At 66.2% G+C, this 15,044-nt stretch carries 16 protein-coding genes; 8 read left to right on the forward strand and 8 right to left on the reverse strand.

What is annotated here, in order from left to right; all coding sequences use genetic code 11:
- Window positions 1–76 precede the first annotated feature (76 nt).
- Window positions 77–382 (reverse strand): winged helix-turn-helix domain-containing protein, encoded by a 306-nt coding sequence (locus tag ACX80V_RS08845; protein WP_485842841.1) that lies wholly within the window; start codon window positions 380–382, stop codon window positions 77–79.
- Window positions 379–822, reverse strand: coding sequence for an MFS transporter (locus tag ACX80V_RS08850; protein ID WP_485842842.1), 444 nt, complete (start codon window positions 820–822; stop codon window positions 379–381). The genes ACX80V_RS08845 and ACX80V_RS08850 overlap by 4 nt, the downstream gene beginning before the upstream one ends.
- 150 nt (window positions 823–972) lie before the next feature.
- Between ACX80V_RS08850 and ACX80V_RS08855 the strand changes: the two genes are divergently transcribed.
- The 3 genes from ACX80V_RS08855 to ACX80V_RS08865 all read left to right on the forward strand — a co-directional run bounded on the left by ACX80V_RS08855 (window position 973) and on the right by ACX80V_RS08865 (window position 2,628).
- The gene (locus ACX80V_RS08855; RefSeq protein WP_485842843.1) at window positions 973–2,088 is read left to right on the forward strand and encodes a GTP-binding protein; all 1,116 of its coding nucleotides are present in this window, start codon (window positions 973–975) and stop codon (window positions 2,086–2,088) included.
- Between the two features lie 69 nt (window positions 2,089–2,157).
- Entirely contained in the window at window positions 2,158–2,280 is a 123-nt protein-coding gene (gene ykgO / locus ACX80V_RS08860; RefSeq protein ID WP_058931424.1) for a type B 50S ribosomal protein L36, read from the forward strand.
- Window positions 2,281–2,376: 96 nt separating this feature from the next.
- Entirely contained in the window at window positions 2,377–2,628 is a 252-nt protein-coding gene (locus tag ACX80V_RS08865; RefSeq protein WP_485842844.1) for a hypothetical protein, read from the forward strand.
- A gap of 56 nt (window positions 2,629–2,684) precedes the next feature.
- Here the strand turns inward: ACX80V_RS08865 and pta are convergent, their stop codons facing one another.
- Window positions 2,685–4,769 (reverse strand): phosphate acetyltransferase, encoded by a 2,085-nt coding sequence (gene pta, locus ACX80V_RS08870; RefSeq protein WP_485842845.1) that lies wholly within the window; start codon window positions 4,767–4,769, stop codon window positions 2,685–2,687.
- 165 nt (window positions 4,770–4,934) lie between these two features.
- Between pta and ACX80V_RS08875 the strand changes: the two genes are divergently transcribed.
- The 3 genes from ACX80V_RS08875 to ACX80V_RS08885 all read left to right on the forward strand — a co-directional run bounded on the left by ACX80V_RS08875 (window position 4,935) and on the right by ACX80V_RS08885 (window position 7,469).
- Window positions 4,935–5,420 carry a hotdog fold thioesterase gene (locus tag ACX80V_RS08875; protein WP_485842846.1) on the forward strand — a complete coding sequence of 162 codons (486 nt, stop codon included), beginning with the start codon at window positions 4,935–4,937 and terminating at the stop codon, window positions 5,418–5,420.
- Window positions 5,421–5,426: 6 nt separating this feature from the next.
- The gene (gene paaK, locus ACX80V_RS08880; protein ID WP_485842847.1) at window positions 5,427–6,791 is read left to right on the forward strand and encodes a phenylacetate--CoA ligase PaaK; all 1,365 of its coding nucleotides are present in this window, start codon (window positions 5,427–5,429) and stop codon (window positions 6,789–6,791) included.
- Window positions 6,792–6,863: 72 nt separating this feature from the next.
- Window positions 6,864–7,469 carry a TetR/AcrR family transcriptional regulator gene (locus ACX80V_RS08885; RefSeq protein WP_056346431.1) on the forward strand — a complete coding sequence of 202 codons (606 nt, stop codon included), beginning with the start codon at window positions 6,864–6,866 and terminating at the stop codon, window positions 7,467–7,469.
- A gap of 39 nt (window positions 7,470–7,508) precedes the next feature.
- On the opposite strand, the gene ACX80V_RS08890 is transcribed toward ACX80V_RS08885, so the two are convergent.
- Window positions 7,509–7,904: a VOC family protein gene (locus tag ACX80V_RS08890; RefSeq protein ID WP_485842848.1), complete on the reverse strand. Its 396-nt coding sequence runs from the start codon at window positions 7,902–7,904 to the stop codon at window positions 7,509–7,511.
- A 401-nt stretch (window positions 7,905–8,305) separates the two neighbouring features.
- Window positions 8,306–10,408: a phenylacetic acid degradation bifunctional protein PaaZ gene (paaZ, locus tag ACX80V_RS08895; protein WP_485842849.1), complete on the reverse strand. Its 2,103-nt coding sequence runs from the start codon at window positions 10,406–10,408 to the stop codon at window positions 8,306–8,308.
- A gap of 132 nt (window positions 10,409–10,540) precedes the next feature.
- Here paaZ and ACX80V_RS08900 point away from each other — a divergent pair, with 132 nt between their 5' ends.
- Window positions 10,541–10,972: a PaaI family thioesterase gene (locus tag ACX80V_RS08900; RefSeq protein ID WP_485842850.1), complete on the forward strand. Its 432-nt coding sequence runs from the start codon at window positions 10,541–10,543 to the stop codon at window positions 10,970–10,972.
- 71 nt (window positions 10,973–11,043) lie between these two features.
- Here the strand turns inward: ACX80V_RS08900 and ACX80V_RS08905 are convergent, their stop codons facing one another.
- From ACX80V_RS08905 to ACX80V_RS08915, 3 genes are read right to left on the reverse strand one after another with little or no spacing between them, the layout of a single operon-like run.
- Window positions 11,044–13,041 (reverse strand): S1 family peptidase, encoded by a 1,998-nt coding sequence (locus tag ACX80V_RS08905; RefSeq protein ID WP_485842851.1) that lies wholly within the window; start codon window positions 13,039–13,041, stop codon window positions 11,044–11,046.
- Window positions 13,042–13,063: 22 nt separating this feature from the next.
- Entirely contained in the window at window positions 13,064–13,312 is a 249-nt protein-coding gene (locus ACX80V_RS08910; protein WP_485842852.1) for a hypothetical protein, read from the reverse strand.
- On the reverse strand, window positions 13,309–14,004 hold the full coding sequence (locus ACX80V_RS08915; protein ID WP_485842853.1) for a tyrosine-protein phosphatase: 696 nt from the start codon (window positions 14,002–14,004) through the stop codon (window positions 13,309–13,311). The genes ACX80V_RS08910 and ACX80V_RS08915 overlap by 4 nt, the downstream gene beginning before the upstream one ends.
- Window positions 14,005–14,202: 198 nt before the next feature.
- Here ACX80V_RS08915 and ACX80V_RS08920 point away from each other — a divergent pair, with 198 nt between their 5' ends.
- A complete protein-coding gene (locus tag ACX80V_RS08920; RefSeq protein ID WP_485842854.1) occupies window positions 14,203–15,021 on the forward strand; it encodes an SGNH/GDSL hydrolase family protein in 819 nt (272 codons plus the stop codon).
- Window positions 15,022–15,044 lie beyond the last annotated feature (23 nt).

Genomic DNA, 15,044 nt, shown 5'->3' on the forward strand with positions numbered 1-15,044 from the left:
GCGGGCACAGCTGACGAGGAGTGATGCCGGAGCCTGGCGCAGCGCTCCCCTGGGTCCCACTCTATAAGTTGCAGCGTCAGCCGCCGGCGATGTCCCGCAGGGTCTGCAGGTGCCCGTCCCAGGCCTTCCGCCCTGCAGCGGTCACGCTCGCCGAGGTCCGCGGCATCTTCCCCGCGAATCCCTTCTTGATCTTCACGTACCCGGCCTTCTCCAGGACGGTGAGCTGCTTGCTGAGCACGGAATCGCTGACCTGGATGGCGTCCCGCAGGTCCTTGAAGTCCATCGACTCCGCGCCTGCCAGCGCCGCCATGATGGAGAAACGGACCGGCTGGTGGATAAGGTCGTCGAGCCGGTGGCGGGGATGCTCCGCTGCGGTGCTCATGCGCGCAGCTCGCGGAAGGCGGCGGCCAGGCCAACTCCGGCAAGTACGACGGCGGCGCTCACGTAGAACCAGATGTTCCCGTCGCGGAAGAGGCTGGCTCCCACCACCAGCGCGACGCTGTACAGAAAGAAGTAGGCAATCAGTGACGTCAGGAACCGCCTGGTGTACCCGGCTTTGGTGGACGTCTGGAACATCGGCCAGATGCAGGCCGTTGCCGCTCCCCAGATGCCGACGGCGGTCGCCAGCAGCGGGGCGCCGTACCCGGTGTGGGACACGATCTGCATGCCGATCATCAGCATCGATCCCAGGATGGCCAGGCTGGTGAAGACCATGGCAACCGGCCACGACGCTGCGTTGATGGAGGTGGCGCCGATCGACTGGGCCTTCGCCAGGAGCTCCTGTGCCTGGGCGGGAGTGGGACTTTCCGTTGTTTCGTCCATGGTGTTGCCTTTCGCCGGTGCTGGTATTGAACTCATCTTAGGAAAGTACTTTCCATTGCGTCAAGTACTTGCCGCCATGGAGAACCGGACCTCGGGGCCCTTGAGCTTGGCGACTTGTTTTTGCGAATGATTCTCATTAGAGTGATCGGCATGCATATCACTGTGATCAGCTCCCTGGACGCCCTGTGCCGCCAGCAAGCCTGCCAAGACGCGGCCGCGGCCAATCCCGGCGCCGTGGTGGTCCTGCACGACCTGTTGGAGAACGGCGTGGTCATCCGCCGGATCTCCAGCCAGTCCGGGCTTGTGGAGCGCGCCGAGACGCAGCTGGAACACGGCTGCCTGAGCTGCACCGTGCGGCTGGACCTCGTGCCCACCATCGAGCGGCTGCTGGAACGCGGGGAGACCCAGGCCATCATCGGGCTCCCTCCGGCCGTGTCCGCGGAGGCAGCGATCGGCGCCCTGCGGCGTGGCCTTTCCCGCCCGGTGACGATTGATTCCGCTGTCCTTGCCTGCGCCCCTGACACGCTGGAGGACCACATTTGGGACCACCACACCCTGTTTGAGTCCGGGTTCACGCCGGTCCCGGAGGACCAGCGAACTGCGGGTGAATTCCTTATCGGCGAGCTGTCGTTCAATGACACCGTCCTGCTGGCGGAGGTGGACCTGTTTCCGGCCGACCCCGCCCTGCGTGTTCGCGGCGTGCAACTGGTCAGGGAACTGGCCCCTCACGCTGACGTGGCGGAAAACGCCCGCCTCATCCGCCCAGGCCGCCACAACTACCACGACGCCCTGAGCCGGACGGTCCCCGGTTCGGTGCGGATCCCGGCGTCGTCCTCAACGTCACCGTTCACTACCGTCACCCACCGGGCCCAACGGCCGCTGCACCCTGAGCGGTTCCGGCACGCCCTGGCGTCCCTCGCGGAAGGGTGCTGCTGGTTGCGGGGACGCCTGTGGATCGCCGCCGCACCGCAGTGCCGGATCGCCATCCAGGGCATCGGCCCGCGTGTCTGGCTCGAAAATACCGGACCGTGGCTGGCAGACCAGGACACCGGTGCGGCGCCCGATCCCCTCAACCATGTGGACGCGCACCTGGACTGGCATCCGGAACACGGGGACCGCGGAAGCGTGCTGGCCGCGACCGGAGAAGGCATGGACCCGGCGGAAATTGCGCAGCTGCTCTCCGCCTGCGAACTCACCGACGCGGAAATGGAGGCCGGGTTCGCCGGTCTGACCGACCCGTTCCAGCTCGACCCCGCCCCGTCCTGAACGGCCCCGGCTTCACACTGCACCTACCCGCAACCGTCAACACCGCTACTAATTACAAGGAGCAAGCCCATGAAAGTCAGAAATTCCCTCCGCGCCCTGAAGAAGGTTCCCGGCGCCCAGATCGTCCGACGCCGGGGCCGCACCTTCGTCATCAACAAGAAGAACCCGCGGATGAAGGCCCGTCAGGGCTGAGGCTGCGGACCGGCTCACCCCGCGCCTGCCGTTGCGTCAGCCGCGGCAGGCGCCTAGAGTCGGCGGACACGTTGCACTACGCAGAGAGGGACTTTCATGCCGAACGACACCACTCAGCCCGACAACACCGAGCCCGGGACAGCAGGCTCCGGCACCAAGGACCCTACCGGCGTCGAGGGTGCCAACCCGGCCCTGGACGATACCGGAAGCCCCAAAGCCGAAGAGGTGGGCGAGGCCGCTGAGCCGCCCGAAGATCTGCAAAACCTGGACCTCACGCCCGAAGGACTCTCCGACGAGCCCGCCAAGGAAGAAGACCCAGACAGCCTGGCCAAGCCGGAAAACAGCTAAGACAGCGAGCTGATGTCGGCGACGGCGGCACCCAACCCGGGGGCCGCCGTCGGACGTTAACTCTGAGGCGCGGGCACCTGCGCCTGGATGGCGGTGATGGCCACCGTGTTCACGATGTCCTCCACGGTGCAGCCGCGCGAGAGGTCGTTGACGGGCTTGCGCAGGCCCTGCAGGACGGGCCCGACGGCGACCGCCCCGGAGCTCTGCTGCACCGCCTTGTACGTGTTGTTGCCGGTGTTCAGGTCGGGGAAGATGAACACCGTCGCCTGCCCTGCAACCGACGAGCCGGGCATTTTGGACTCCGCGATGGAAGCGTCCACGGCGGCGTCGTACTGGATGGGGCCTTCGACGGCGAGATCCGGGCGGCGTTCACGCACCAGTTCGGTGGCCTGCCGGACTTCGTCCACGGCCTCGCCGGAACCCGAGCCGCCGGTGGAGTAGGACAGCATGGCCACCCGCGGCTCCACCCCGAACTGCACCGCCGTTTCGGCCGAGGCGAGTGCGATGTCCGCGAGCTGCTCCACATTGGGATCGGGGTTCACAGCGCAGTCGCCATAGACCAGCACCCGGTCCGGCATGAGCATCAGGAACACCGAGGACACGATCTTCACGCCGTCGCGCGTTTTGACGAACTCCAGCGCCGGGCGGATGGTGTGCGCGGTGGTGTGGGCGGCGCCGGACACCATGCCGTCCACCACTCCCAGCTGGACCATCATGGTGCCGAAGTAGCTGCCGTCCTGCATGATTTCCAGCGCCTTGGGCAGGTCCACGCCCTTGTGCGCGCGCAGCTCGGTGTACTTCTCCGCGAAGCCCTGCCGCAATTCCGAGGTGGCCGGGTCCACGATGTTGATCCCGGCGAGGTCGACGCCGTTGGCCGCCGCCAGCTCACGGACCTGCGACTCCGGTCCCAGCAGGGTGAGATCGCAGACGTCGCGGCGGTGCAGGATTTCGGCGGCCTGCAGGATCCGGACGTCCGTTCCCTCCGGCAGCACCACGTGCCGGCGCTGGCCCCTGGCCCGTTCGATGAGGTCGTGCAGGAACCGCAGCGGGGTCATCCGCTCCAGGCGCGGCAGGTGGAGACGTTCCACAAGTTCGGCCTCGTCCACGCGCTTGGACCACAGGCCCAGGGCGGAGGCCACCTTGCGGCGGTGCCCGGACCAGATCTCGCTGCGGACCTCGGAGACCCGCTTGGCGGTGGTGTAGGTGTCCTGGCTGGCGGCGAACACGGGGAACGGTGCCTGCGCCAGGAGCGGGTAGATGTTGGCGTCCGGGGACAGGCCGCCGGTCAGGATCAGCGCGGACGGCACCGGGAATTCCGGCGAGAACGACGACGCCAGGCAGGCCACCATCACGTCCGCGCGGTCGCCGGGAACGATCACCAGGGCCCCCTCGTCCAGCACGTTCAGGAAGTTGCCCACATTCATGGCGGCCACCTTAATGTCCCGCACGTCGCGTTCCATGTCCGCGAGGCCGGCGATCTGCCGCACGCCCAGGGCCGTGGCAACCTCGCCGGTGGTGGGCCGGGCGATCTCCTCCAGCTCCGGCAGGACGTACACGGGCCGGTTGGATGCACCCGGCTTGATGGCGGCCGCGATTTCCTCCACCAGGTCCGGGTCAGCGCGGTTCACCATGATGGCCAGCAGCGTGCACTTTTCCGCCACCAGCTCCTTGCGGGCAACCTCGACGGCGGCCGCGGCCTCCGCGACGCTGAGCCCCTTGGCGCCCACCACGGCAACCACCGGCGCGGCCAGGTTGTTGGCCAGCCGGGCGTTGAGGTCAAACTCGACGGCGGCGTCCTGGCCGGTGAGGTCCGTCCCCTCCACGATCACCACGTCGCAATGCTTGGCAATCTCGGCGAAGATCTCCACGCAGCGCGCATCGATGTCGGCGCGTTTTCCGTCTGCCAGGAGGGCACGCACTTCGGTGGACGTCAGGCCGCCACGGCAACGGTCGTCGTCGAGCGCGAAGCGTGATTTCATCAGCGCCACCATGGGGTCGCTGGCGGCGTCCGGGCCGTGGACCACCGGTTTGAAGAAGCCGATCCGGTCCGCGTGCCGGTGGAGAGTGTCCGCGAGGCCCAGGGCCACGAGCGATTTGCCCGACCCCGGGGTGGTCGCGCTGACGTAGATGCCTTTGGCCATGGTCCGCCCTTTGCTGTGCGTGGTGCCGGTCCCTCCATCCTTGCACTTCCGTGCCGGGGGTCCCACCGATCAGGGGTACCCACAGACCGGTCTGCCCTTGACACCGGACCCGCATCTGGGATTACCTAATGAACATTCGGTAAATAAAGCTGGAGGCAATGACGCATGGCTGAAGCAGCACTCTCCGGGGCCACCCACCCCATCCTGGAAAACGACTACGCCTCCGAATGGATGGGCATCGAGGTCCTCGCCGTCAGCGACGGGCACGCCACCATCCGCATGACACTCCGGCAGGAAATGCTCAACGGGTTCGGCATGGCGCACGGCGGAATGATCTTCGCCTTCGCCGACTCCGCCTTCGCCCTGGCCTGCAACCCGGTCAATCCCACCCCGGAAGAGGCCGACAGCATCACCGTTGCCGCCGGCGTCGACATCAACTTCCTCAAGCCCGCCTACCGCGGCCAGGTGATCACCGCCGTCGCGGACCGCCGTTCCAGCTCTGGGCGCAGCGGGCTCTACGACATCCAGATTTTCGCCGCCGACGCCGACGCGCAGCTCGTTGCGCAGGCCGATTCGTTACCCAGCTCCGGCAACCCTGGGGAACTCATCGCCGAGTTCCGCGGACGCAGCCGCACCATTCCCAAGAAGTAGGAAACCATGACCCTCCACGCCCCCGAAACCCCCATGCCGCAGTCCACGTCCCAGGGCACAGATCCCATCCTGGACCGCGAAGAAACCATCTCCCGCGACGAACTCGAGGCCCTCCAGCTCACCCGCCTGCAGCACACCGTTGCCTACGCCTACGACCGTGTGCCGCTCTACAAGCGCAAATTCGACGACGCGGGCATCCACCCCACGGACCTCCGCGAACTGGCCGACCTGGGCAACTTCCCCTTCACCACGAAGGAAGACCTGCGCGCCGAGTACCCGTTCGGCATGTTCGCCGTGCCGCAGAGCGAAGTAGCCCGCATACACGCGAGTTCGGGCACCACAGGCCGGCCCACCGTCGTCGGATACACCAAGCAGGACCTGGCCGACTGGGCCAAACTGGTGGCGCGCTGCCTCCGCGCGTCCGGCGTCCGGCCCGGCATGAAGGTCCACAACGCCTACGGTTACGGCCTGTTCACCGGCGGTTTAGGCGCGCACGCCGGCGCTGAAGCACTGGGCTGCACCGTCATCCCGATGTCCGGCGGGCAGACCGAACGCCAGATCCAGCTCATCCAGGACTTCCAGCCGGACGCCATCCTGGCCACGCCCACGTACTTGCTCACCATCGCCGACGCCATGGCCCACATGGGCATCGACCCGACGTCGACCTCGCTCAAGTACGCAGTCCTGGGCGCCGAACCGTGGACGCAGGAGATGCGGCACGAACTCGAAGTCACCATGAACATCAAGGCCTGCGACATCTACGGCCTGTCCGAAGTGATGGGCCCGGGCGTCGCCGGCGAGGCCGTGGAAACCCAGGACGGCAGCCACATCTGGGAGGACCACTTCCGCCCGGAAATCATCGACGCCTTCAACCCCGCAATGGGCAAAGAGAACGTGCTGCGCGACGGCGAACATGGCGAACTGGTCTTTACGTCGCTCACCAAGGAAGCCCTGCCGATCATCCGCTACCGCACCAAGGACCTCACCCGCCTGCTGCCCGGCACCGCCCGCCCCGCGCACCGCCGGATGGGCCGCATCACCGGCCGCAGCGACGACATGATCATCCTCCGCGGCGTGAACCTGTTCCCGTCCCAGATCGAGGAAATCGCGCTGCGCATCCCCGAACTCAGCCCGCATTTCCAGCTCGAACTCACCCGCCCCGAGGGCCAGCGGATGGACCAGCTGACGGTCAAGATCGAGCGCCGGGACGCGGTGACAGTTGAGCAGAGTACGACGGCGGCGCGCACCTTGCAGGAGCAGATCAAGATCCACGTGGGTTCTTCGTGCGCCGTTGACGTGGTGGAGCCGGGTTCACTGGAGCGGTCAAACGGCAAGCTGCGCCGGATCTACGACCTCCGTCCCAAGGCGTAGCGCGAACGGACACTTGAGGCCCCAGCTGCGCCGCTGCAGGGATTACCGAACGTTCGTGGGAAAATAGCCGGTATGCCAACTACAGCAGTCCCCAGCAAGCGCGGCCGTCCCGGTTACGACCAGCAGTCGGTGCTGCTCATCGCCGTCGACGTCTTCAACAGGCACGGCTACGACGCCACCTCCATGGGCATTCTGGCCGAGAACCTGGGCATCTCGAAATCGGCCATCTACCACCACGTGCCGTCCAAGGGCGACCTCCTAAAGCTCGCCCTGGACCATGCGCTCGGTGGCCTGGAATCAATCCTCGAACAGCCCGGGGCGCAAAGCGGCGCGGCGGACGCACGGCTGGAATTTGTCCTGCGTCAGACCGTGGCCGTCCTGGTGGAGCGGCTGCCGTTTGTCACGCTGCTCCTACGGTTGCGGGGCAACACTGACATTGAGCGCGACGCCCTGGAACGCCGTCGCGCGTTTGATCACGAGGTGGCCGCCCTGATTTCCGCAGCCCGCGACGAAGGCTCGCTGCGCCAGGACATCGATCCGCGCACCGTCACGCGCCTGCTGTTCGGCACCATCAACTCAATCGTGGAATGGTACAAACCGGGCGGCTCCCTCACGCCGGAAAAACTGGCCGACGACGTCATCACCATCGCGTTCGACGGGCTCCACGCGCAGCACTAGGGAATGCTGCGGCCTGCTGAGTGCGACCTGCCGAGGCGGTCAGAGCTGGTATTCGGCCTGCATTCCCAACGTCTCGTGAACGCAGAGGATGTTGTGCTCCGTGTCCATGAACCAGGCGCATTTCTCGGAGTCCGTGGTGCAGATGTGGTTCTCGGTCTTGAGGTTGGGCAGGTCGTAATCCTGGAAACGGACGCCCCTGGCCTCCATGTCCTGCACGATCCGCTCAATGTTGCGCACCTCAAAACTAAGGGCGGTGTGCTCGGAGTGCTTCCCGTCCGAGACCGGCAACAACTGCAGCATCGGGCCGCCGTCGCTACCGAGTAATTCGCTTCCATTGTCTGTCATTCCGCGGTGCGGGAGGCCCAGTTTTTCGGTGTAGAAACTGCGGGCGCGCGCTGCGTCATCGACGGGCAGGATGGTTGTGGCTGTGTTCATGGCTAGGTTCATTTGGCCACCTCCTACGGTGGAAATTTTACGCCGCAGCAACCCGGAAAGATCCAAACGCTCTCTCACATAATGCGGGAAAAACCCCGACGCTCTCTCACCTGTGCGAGAACGTCGCCGGAAACCGTACATTAAGCCTGTATGCCCCTTGCGGGGCGCCCGTTCCGGGCTGAAAATGTGCCTGTGGTCGCCTGCCGACGCCGTAGTCACTATGGTTCTTTCAGTCCGTCATTAAGCCGGGCGTCGGGGATCACGCCGTGGGCCCTTCACCCCCTACCCGTCTTCATACCAACACCAACACCCGCCAGACCACGACGGGGTGCACCAGTGCGCACCGACCGCGGTCACGTCCCCTCCATTTTCGGACTAGTGAGAGAGCGTCCGGGGTGGGGCTACTTTTCGACGAGGGTGAGGACGTCGTAGGTGGCCACGATGTCGTCGTTCTGGTTGGTCAGGAGCGCGTCCCAGGCCACCTCGCCGTACTCGTCGGTTTCGCGCGGCGTGATCTTTTTGGCCGTCAGGGTGACCCGGATGGAATCCCCGGCAGCCACAGGCGTGATGAAGCGGAGGTTCTCCAGGCCGTAGTTGGCCAGGACCGGGCCCGGTGCCGGTTCCACGAACAGCCCGGCGGCCCAGCTCAGCAGCAGGTATCCGTGTGCCACGATGCCCGGGAAGAACGGGTTGGCTTCGGCCGCTTCCTGGTTGGTGTGGGCATAGAAGGTGTCGCCCGTGGAGTTAGCGAACGCCGAAATGTCCGACAGTGACACTTGACGCAGGTCGGACCGGACGGCGTCGCCGATCCGCAACGAAGCAAGCGACTTCCGGAACGGATGCGTTCCCTCGGTCTCCACGGTAAAGTTCCGGTCCGCCCCGGCGTGCCAGAGGCCGGTGACGGCGGTGAGCATGTTGGGCGAGCCCTGGATGGCGGTGCGCTGCATGTGGTGCATGACCGAACGGATGCCGCCGAGCTCCTCGCCGCCGCCGGCGCGGCCGGGACCGCCGTGGACCAGGTGCGGCACGGGTGAGCCGTGCCCGGTGGAGCTGCGGGCGTCCTCGCGGTTGAGCATCAGGACACGGCCGTGGTGCGCGGCGATCCCGCTGACGAGTTCGCGGGCTACGGCCGGATCGTTGGTGCACACCGATGCCACGAGGGAGCCGCCGCCCCGGGCGGCGAGGCGGACGGCGTCGGGCAGGTCCTTGTATCCGATCACGGAGGCTACCGGGCCGAACGCCTCCAGCGAGTGGATCGCGTCAGTCTCCGCGTCAGCCCAGCTCAGCACCACCGGCGACATAAAGGCGCCAGCATCCACTACGCCCGTGGCGCCGCCGGCAGAGGTGACCGACGGCGAATCCAGCGTTCCGTACGCGAGCTCACCGCCGGCGTCGAGCATTGACTGCACCGCGGCGCGGACGTCGGTGAGCTGCTCGAGCGACGCCAAAGCGCCCATCGTGACGCCGTCGGCGCGGGGATCCCCCAGCACCACACGCTCATCCACGCGCCTGCCGACAGCGGCGATCACCGCCGGCACCAGCTCCTGCGGGACGATGGCGCGGCGGATGGACGTGCACTTCTGGCCCGCCTTGACCGTCATTTCGGTGACCACTGACTTGATGAAAGCGTCGAATTCCGGCGTGCCCTCCACCGCGTCCGGACCAAGGATGGCGGCGTTGAGGGAGTCCGTTTCGGACGTGAACCGGACGCCGCCCTGCACCACGTTGGGATGCGATTTCAGGGACAGCGCGGTGGACGCGGAGCCGGTGAAGGCCACCAGGTCGCGGTAGTCCAGCACGTCCAGAAGGCCGCGGACAGAACCGGAAATCAGCTGCAGCGAGCCCTTCGGCAGGATGTTGGATTCAATGATCGCCTTCACCACGGCCGCGGCCACATACCCGGTGGGGGTGGCCGGCTTGACGATGGTGGGGACGCCGGCAAGGAAGGCGGGCGCGAGTTTCTCCAGCATGCCCCAGACCGGGAAGTTGAACGCGTTGATCTGCACGGCGACGCCAGGGATGCGCGTGTAGATGTGCTCGGCCACGAACGAGCCGTCCTTGGACAGCACCTCCATGGGACCGTCCACCACTACCTGCGAATTGGGCAGCTCGCGCCGGCCCTTGGAGCCGAACGTGAAGAGGACTCCGATGCCGCCATCGATGTCGATCATCGAGTCGATCTTGGTGGCACCGGTCTGGGCCGAAAAAGTATAAAAGTGCTCGCGCCGGGCGTTCAGGTACTGCGCCAGCTCCTTGAGCTTGAGCGCGCGCTGGTGGAAGGTCAGCTTGCCCAGTTCCGTCTGTCCCGTGGTGCGGCCGTAATCCACGACGGCGGCAAGGTCCAGGCCGTCGGTGCTCACCTTGGCCAGGACTTCTCCGGTGCTCGCATCCCGCACGGGGACAGCGGACGCAGCCGAACCGGCGTCGGGAGTCCACCAGGAATCCTGCACAAAACTGGGAACTGTCTGGACGGTGTCGACTGTGGTTTCTGCAGTGGTGGTCATCGTTGACGGGTCCTTCCAAGGCGGGGACAAAACGCGGCCAGGGCTTTACTGACCGTCCGTTCGGTAATATGTCTACAGTACATGACTGTGCCGTGCCGCACACTGGAAGTTCAGCCTCGCCAAAGGAGACCCATGACCGCCCTATCCCCCGACGCCGCTGCGCCGGACACCACCCCATGGAAGATCGTCCTCGGCGAGCTCGACGAGAAGATGGGCGTGAAAATCCTGGAGGAGTCGGTCGAGCGCGTGGTGGCGACCATGCCTGTGGAGGGCAACAGGCAGTCGTTCGGGTTGCTGCACGGCGGCGCGTCCCTGGCGGTGGGCGAGGCTGTGGGCTCCTGGGCGGCGGTCATCCATGCCAGCACGTTGGGGAAAACTGCCGTGGGGGTGGACGTCTCCGCGACGCACCACCGCTCCGCGCGAGAGGGTCAAATCACCATCACCGCCACTCCTATCTACCTCGGCGGCACCCTGACCACGCACGAGGTCCTCATCACCAACGACGCCGGCCAGCGCCTCTGCACGCTGCGCATCACCAACCTGCTGATGAAGCCGAGGAAGTAGCCCGCCCACTCCCCTGTTGACCTATCACTTAGCGTCGCCATTCCACGCTGATGACGACGTTTAGTGATAGATCAACTTGGGGTGGGGCGCTGCCGCTTCCGCCGCCGCTTCGCCAACAACAGGAGCACACCGCCGACAGCGAGCGCACCAGCCGCCAGGCCGGCAAACAGAATCAGCCCGGAGGCGCCGGTGTTGGCCAGGTTAGCGGCCCGGCTGTCACCCAGCGGACGTACGACGGCGGCGCTGTCACGTTTTGGGGGCAGCGCACCGTTCGCGGCTGGCACCGCAGCCGGGGGCTGAGATTGCGGGGCTGGCTGGGAGGGCTGGCTGACCGGGGCGAAGTCGAAGGCCGCGGCACCGGATGTGCTGAATCCGTTGACCGTTTCGGCCGTGAAACGCAGCGGGCCGGCCACCGCGGGGGCAGTAAAGGACCACGCACCGCCAGCATCCACGGGAACCTCAAGAGGCGCCTGCCCACTCACGGTGATCCTGACCTTCGAACCCGCCGCGACAGCCGACGCCGGAGCCGCGGCCACCGTGCCGGTGACGGTCTGGCCGGCGTCGAACGTTGCCCCCGGCGCGGGCGACGTCACCGTCGGCTTGTTGAGGAAGAGTTCCAGCTGGTAGCCGGGAAGTACCGCCAATGAGTCCTGCAGCGTGGCGGCCACGGCGAAGTTTACCGGCAGCGCTTCGTTTGGTTTGGGTGCCTCTTCTCCTGCCGAGTGGGTGCCTACGGCGTAGTTGCCGCTGACCCAGGGCCCGCCGGAATCGCCGCCGCTGGACTGGACATCGAAGGACAAGAAACCGTTGAAGGCCCGCAGGTCTGTTGGCGTCGTCGCATAGTTGAGTCCGCCTGCCACATAGATCCCCACCTCGTCGATGGTTCCGCAGGACCACGCTGAGGTTCGGCCGGAGCGACAGACCGGCATGCCGATTACCGGGGCGGCCGTTCCTATGATCTTGACGTCCCCGCCGGCCTGCGAGGGATCGTTCCACGTGCTGGCGGCGGGCAGCGGGTCCAGGTCGGCGCGAAGCTGACCAATAACGGCGATGTCCGTGCCGACGTTGCCGGGGTCATCATCGTTGCCGGGGCGCAGGACTGTGGAGTTTCCGGGTCCGCCGAACTGGCTGAACCCGAAGGTCCCCAACAGGTCGCTACGGTTCCATTGCGGAAATTCCACGGTGGCCGTTGCCGCGGCCCCGTCATCAGTACAATGTCCGGCGGTGAGGACGCCCGGCAGGCCTGCCGGGTCAAAAACTGAAAAGCCAGCGGAGCAGATTTCTCCGATGTCGGTGAAGTAGCCCTGGCCGCCGGAAAGGTCGGCCTGCGGCGCGAGCGGCGCCCCGGCGTCGAGCTGCACGTTGGCGTAGCGGGCCACAAACTCGGCGGGCGAGATCTTGCCGTCCGAGTTTGGGCCGGTGAGGCTCGAATTTCCGGCGTCGTCGGCCGAATCAGGCACTGTGGCCTCGGACCCGTTGATTCTGCCGGTACGAACTACGAACCTGCTCCCGGTGTACGCCACGGCCTGCAACCCAGCCGCGCCCACGTCGCGGAGGTATGCCTGGTACAGCTCATGGGTGCTCCGGGCCAGTTCGGTGCCGGTCGCCGGAGAACCGGTCACCGGAGTGCCCGTCGCGGCCGGCGCGTCAGTGTCCTCACTGGGAGCGTCCGACGGCGGCGCGTCGGGTGCGGTTTCAAGGTCGACGGCCGGGATCGTCGCGCTGAGCCGTGCCACCTCCGCTTCCAGCTCGGCGCCGGTGCCGGCAACCAAAATGCGGCCGTCGTGGATCCGTGTTCCGAGGTAGCCGGAGATATCCCGCAGGGCCTCCACAACGTCCGCGGCCCGCTTGCCCAGCTGGCCCGCAGCCGCGAACTCGTCTGGCATGAGGCCAAGATCGCGGAGGGCAGCTTCCCGAAGGCGGGCGTCGCCGGGGGGCGTTTCGCTCGGCTGCGCGACGACCGGCGGAGGCTCAATAGCCGGCTGTTCAACAGCCCAGGCCGGCACGGCCCCGAGCCCCACGGAAAGTGCCACTCCGGCAGCCGCTGCTGCCGCAAATACGCGTTTCAACCTGTGTGCCGTCGCTTTCGTTCTATTCATCTGCATCGCTCCGGCGTGCCATGTACGCGGCGACCACCGCGGCCAGGCACAAAACTGCCCCGCCCAGCATGAGGAAGATCTGGCCCGGGAGCCACTCGCCATCGACGGTCCCGTCGCCGAGCCCGAAGTTCTCCTCAGTAGTCCCGAAATCTGCAGCGAGGACGGCCCAGAACGGCCCGGCGACAAGCATCACCACTCCCGCCACCGCGAGCGAGGCCGCCACGTACTTCATGGAATTCATGGCGCCACCCGGCTGACGAGCAGGCTCAGGACGGCGTCCAGTTCGGCCTCGGACAGGCCGTTGCGTAGCAGGAAGGTGCGGGTGTCCAGCTCCCGGACAAACTCCACCACGGCCTGGCCCCGCCGCTCCAGCAGGTGTGTCAGTTCGGCGTCGTCGATGTAGCGTTCGCCAGCATGGGGCGGGCCGTGCGTCCGGAAGCGTTCGTTGATGTCTCGGGCGGCTTTGGAGTAGCCGTCCGCAATGAGCTGGTCCGGGTCGCCGGCGAGGTCCTGCAGCATGGCCGCCACCATGCCGCTCCGGTCCCGTCCCGCCGTGCAGTGAATGACGACGGCACCGGCCTCGGCTGCCGCGACAGCGCGGAACACCGCCACGAACTTCTCCGGGTAGAGCCGGACGTTGTGCAGATAATGGGCTGGATCATTGAGGTACGGTCCGCAGACGACGGTGAACCGCGGATCATCGGGTTCTTCAGTGGGTGCGGCGACGATCGTGACGCCGGACCAGGCCGCTTTTGTCACCGCAGGGTCGGTGTCCCGGCGCTGCGCTTCACGGGAGTTACGGAGATCAATCACCGTGCGGACGCCGTCGTCGTACGCCTGCCGCCAACCTGCCTCGGTGAGCCATTCGCGGCGCCCCATCCGGTAAACGCGGCCGGCAACGTGCCAGGCATTCACGGCTCCGTCCCAGCTCACGGCTCCCCCTGTCGTCTCCACCCGGACAGCTAATCACACAGCCGCCACCGCCCGCACGCGATGGGCAGGTACCGGACAGTGTAGCGGCGCAGAAAATCGAGTACTCCGGGCCCGTGACGTGCCTTTGAGCAAGGCGTACGGTGGCTGTTACATGCCTGTGTTACTTATTCAAATAGATAGTCAAAAGGGGAAAATTCAATGGCACGTTTTGGAGTACGACGTCGGCGCTCGGCTTTTGCGGCCGGCCTCGCCACCATGGCAATGGCTTTGGGCTTCACGGTCATCCCGGCCGAAGCGGCGACCACGCCACGAATCGACTATGTGGCGCTGGGCGATTCCTACGCCGCCGGGCAAGGCGCGGCACCTTACACAGACCGGACCTGCTTTGTGAGCCGCAAGGGATATCCGGTCATTGCGGACAACCTGCGCGGACTGGAACTCACGGCGAATGCAGCATGTTCGGGTTGGAAAACTTTCCAGGTCAGGGATGCTGCGCTCCTGAAGGTCACTGGTGACACCGACATTGTGACGGTGACGGCCGGCGGGAACGATCTCGAGTCCATCGCCATCCTGATGGCCTGCGTGCCTGCACCGGAATCGGTGGAGTGCGCCACCGCTCAAGGGGTCGCGATAGCAAAACTGACTGACGGCAGCCTCGCCACGGGCCTGGGAGAAATCGTGGCGGCCATCAAGTCCAAGTCGCCTACTGCCAAGGTGGTCTTCACCGGATACCCCTTGCTGTTCGACCCTGCCCATCCGTTCGCCGGGGTGGCAAATCCCTTGGCCGGAGTACTGAATCAGGTCATCGCAGGCGTGGCAGGAGGGACCGGGTCCACATACGTCAACGTCGCGCCCGCTTTCACCGGCCACGGCATTGGCTCGGCGGATCCCTGGATCAACTACAACCCGGCAAATCCGCTCGATAGTGCCAACTTCCACCCCAACGGTGAAGGCTATCGACACGGATACTTTGCATCCTTGGCCAGCCAGGATGCCTTCGTTGTGACGGCGCCTTAGCTCTACCCCGTACGATCTGCTCG

The organism is Pseudarthrobacter arbutini (assembly GCF_054510915.1).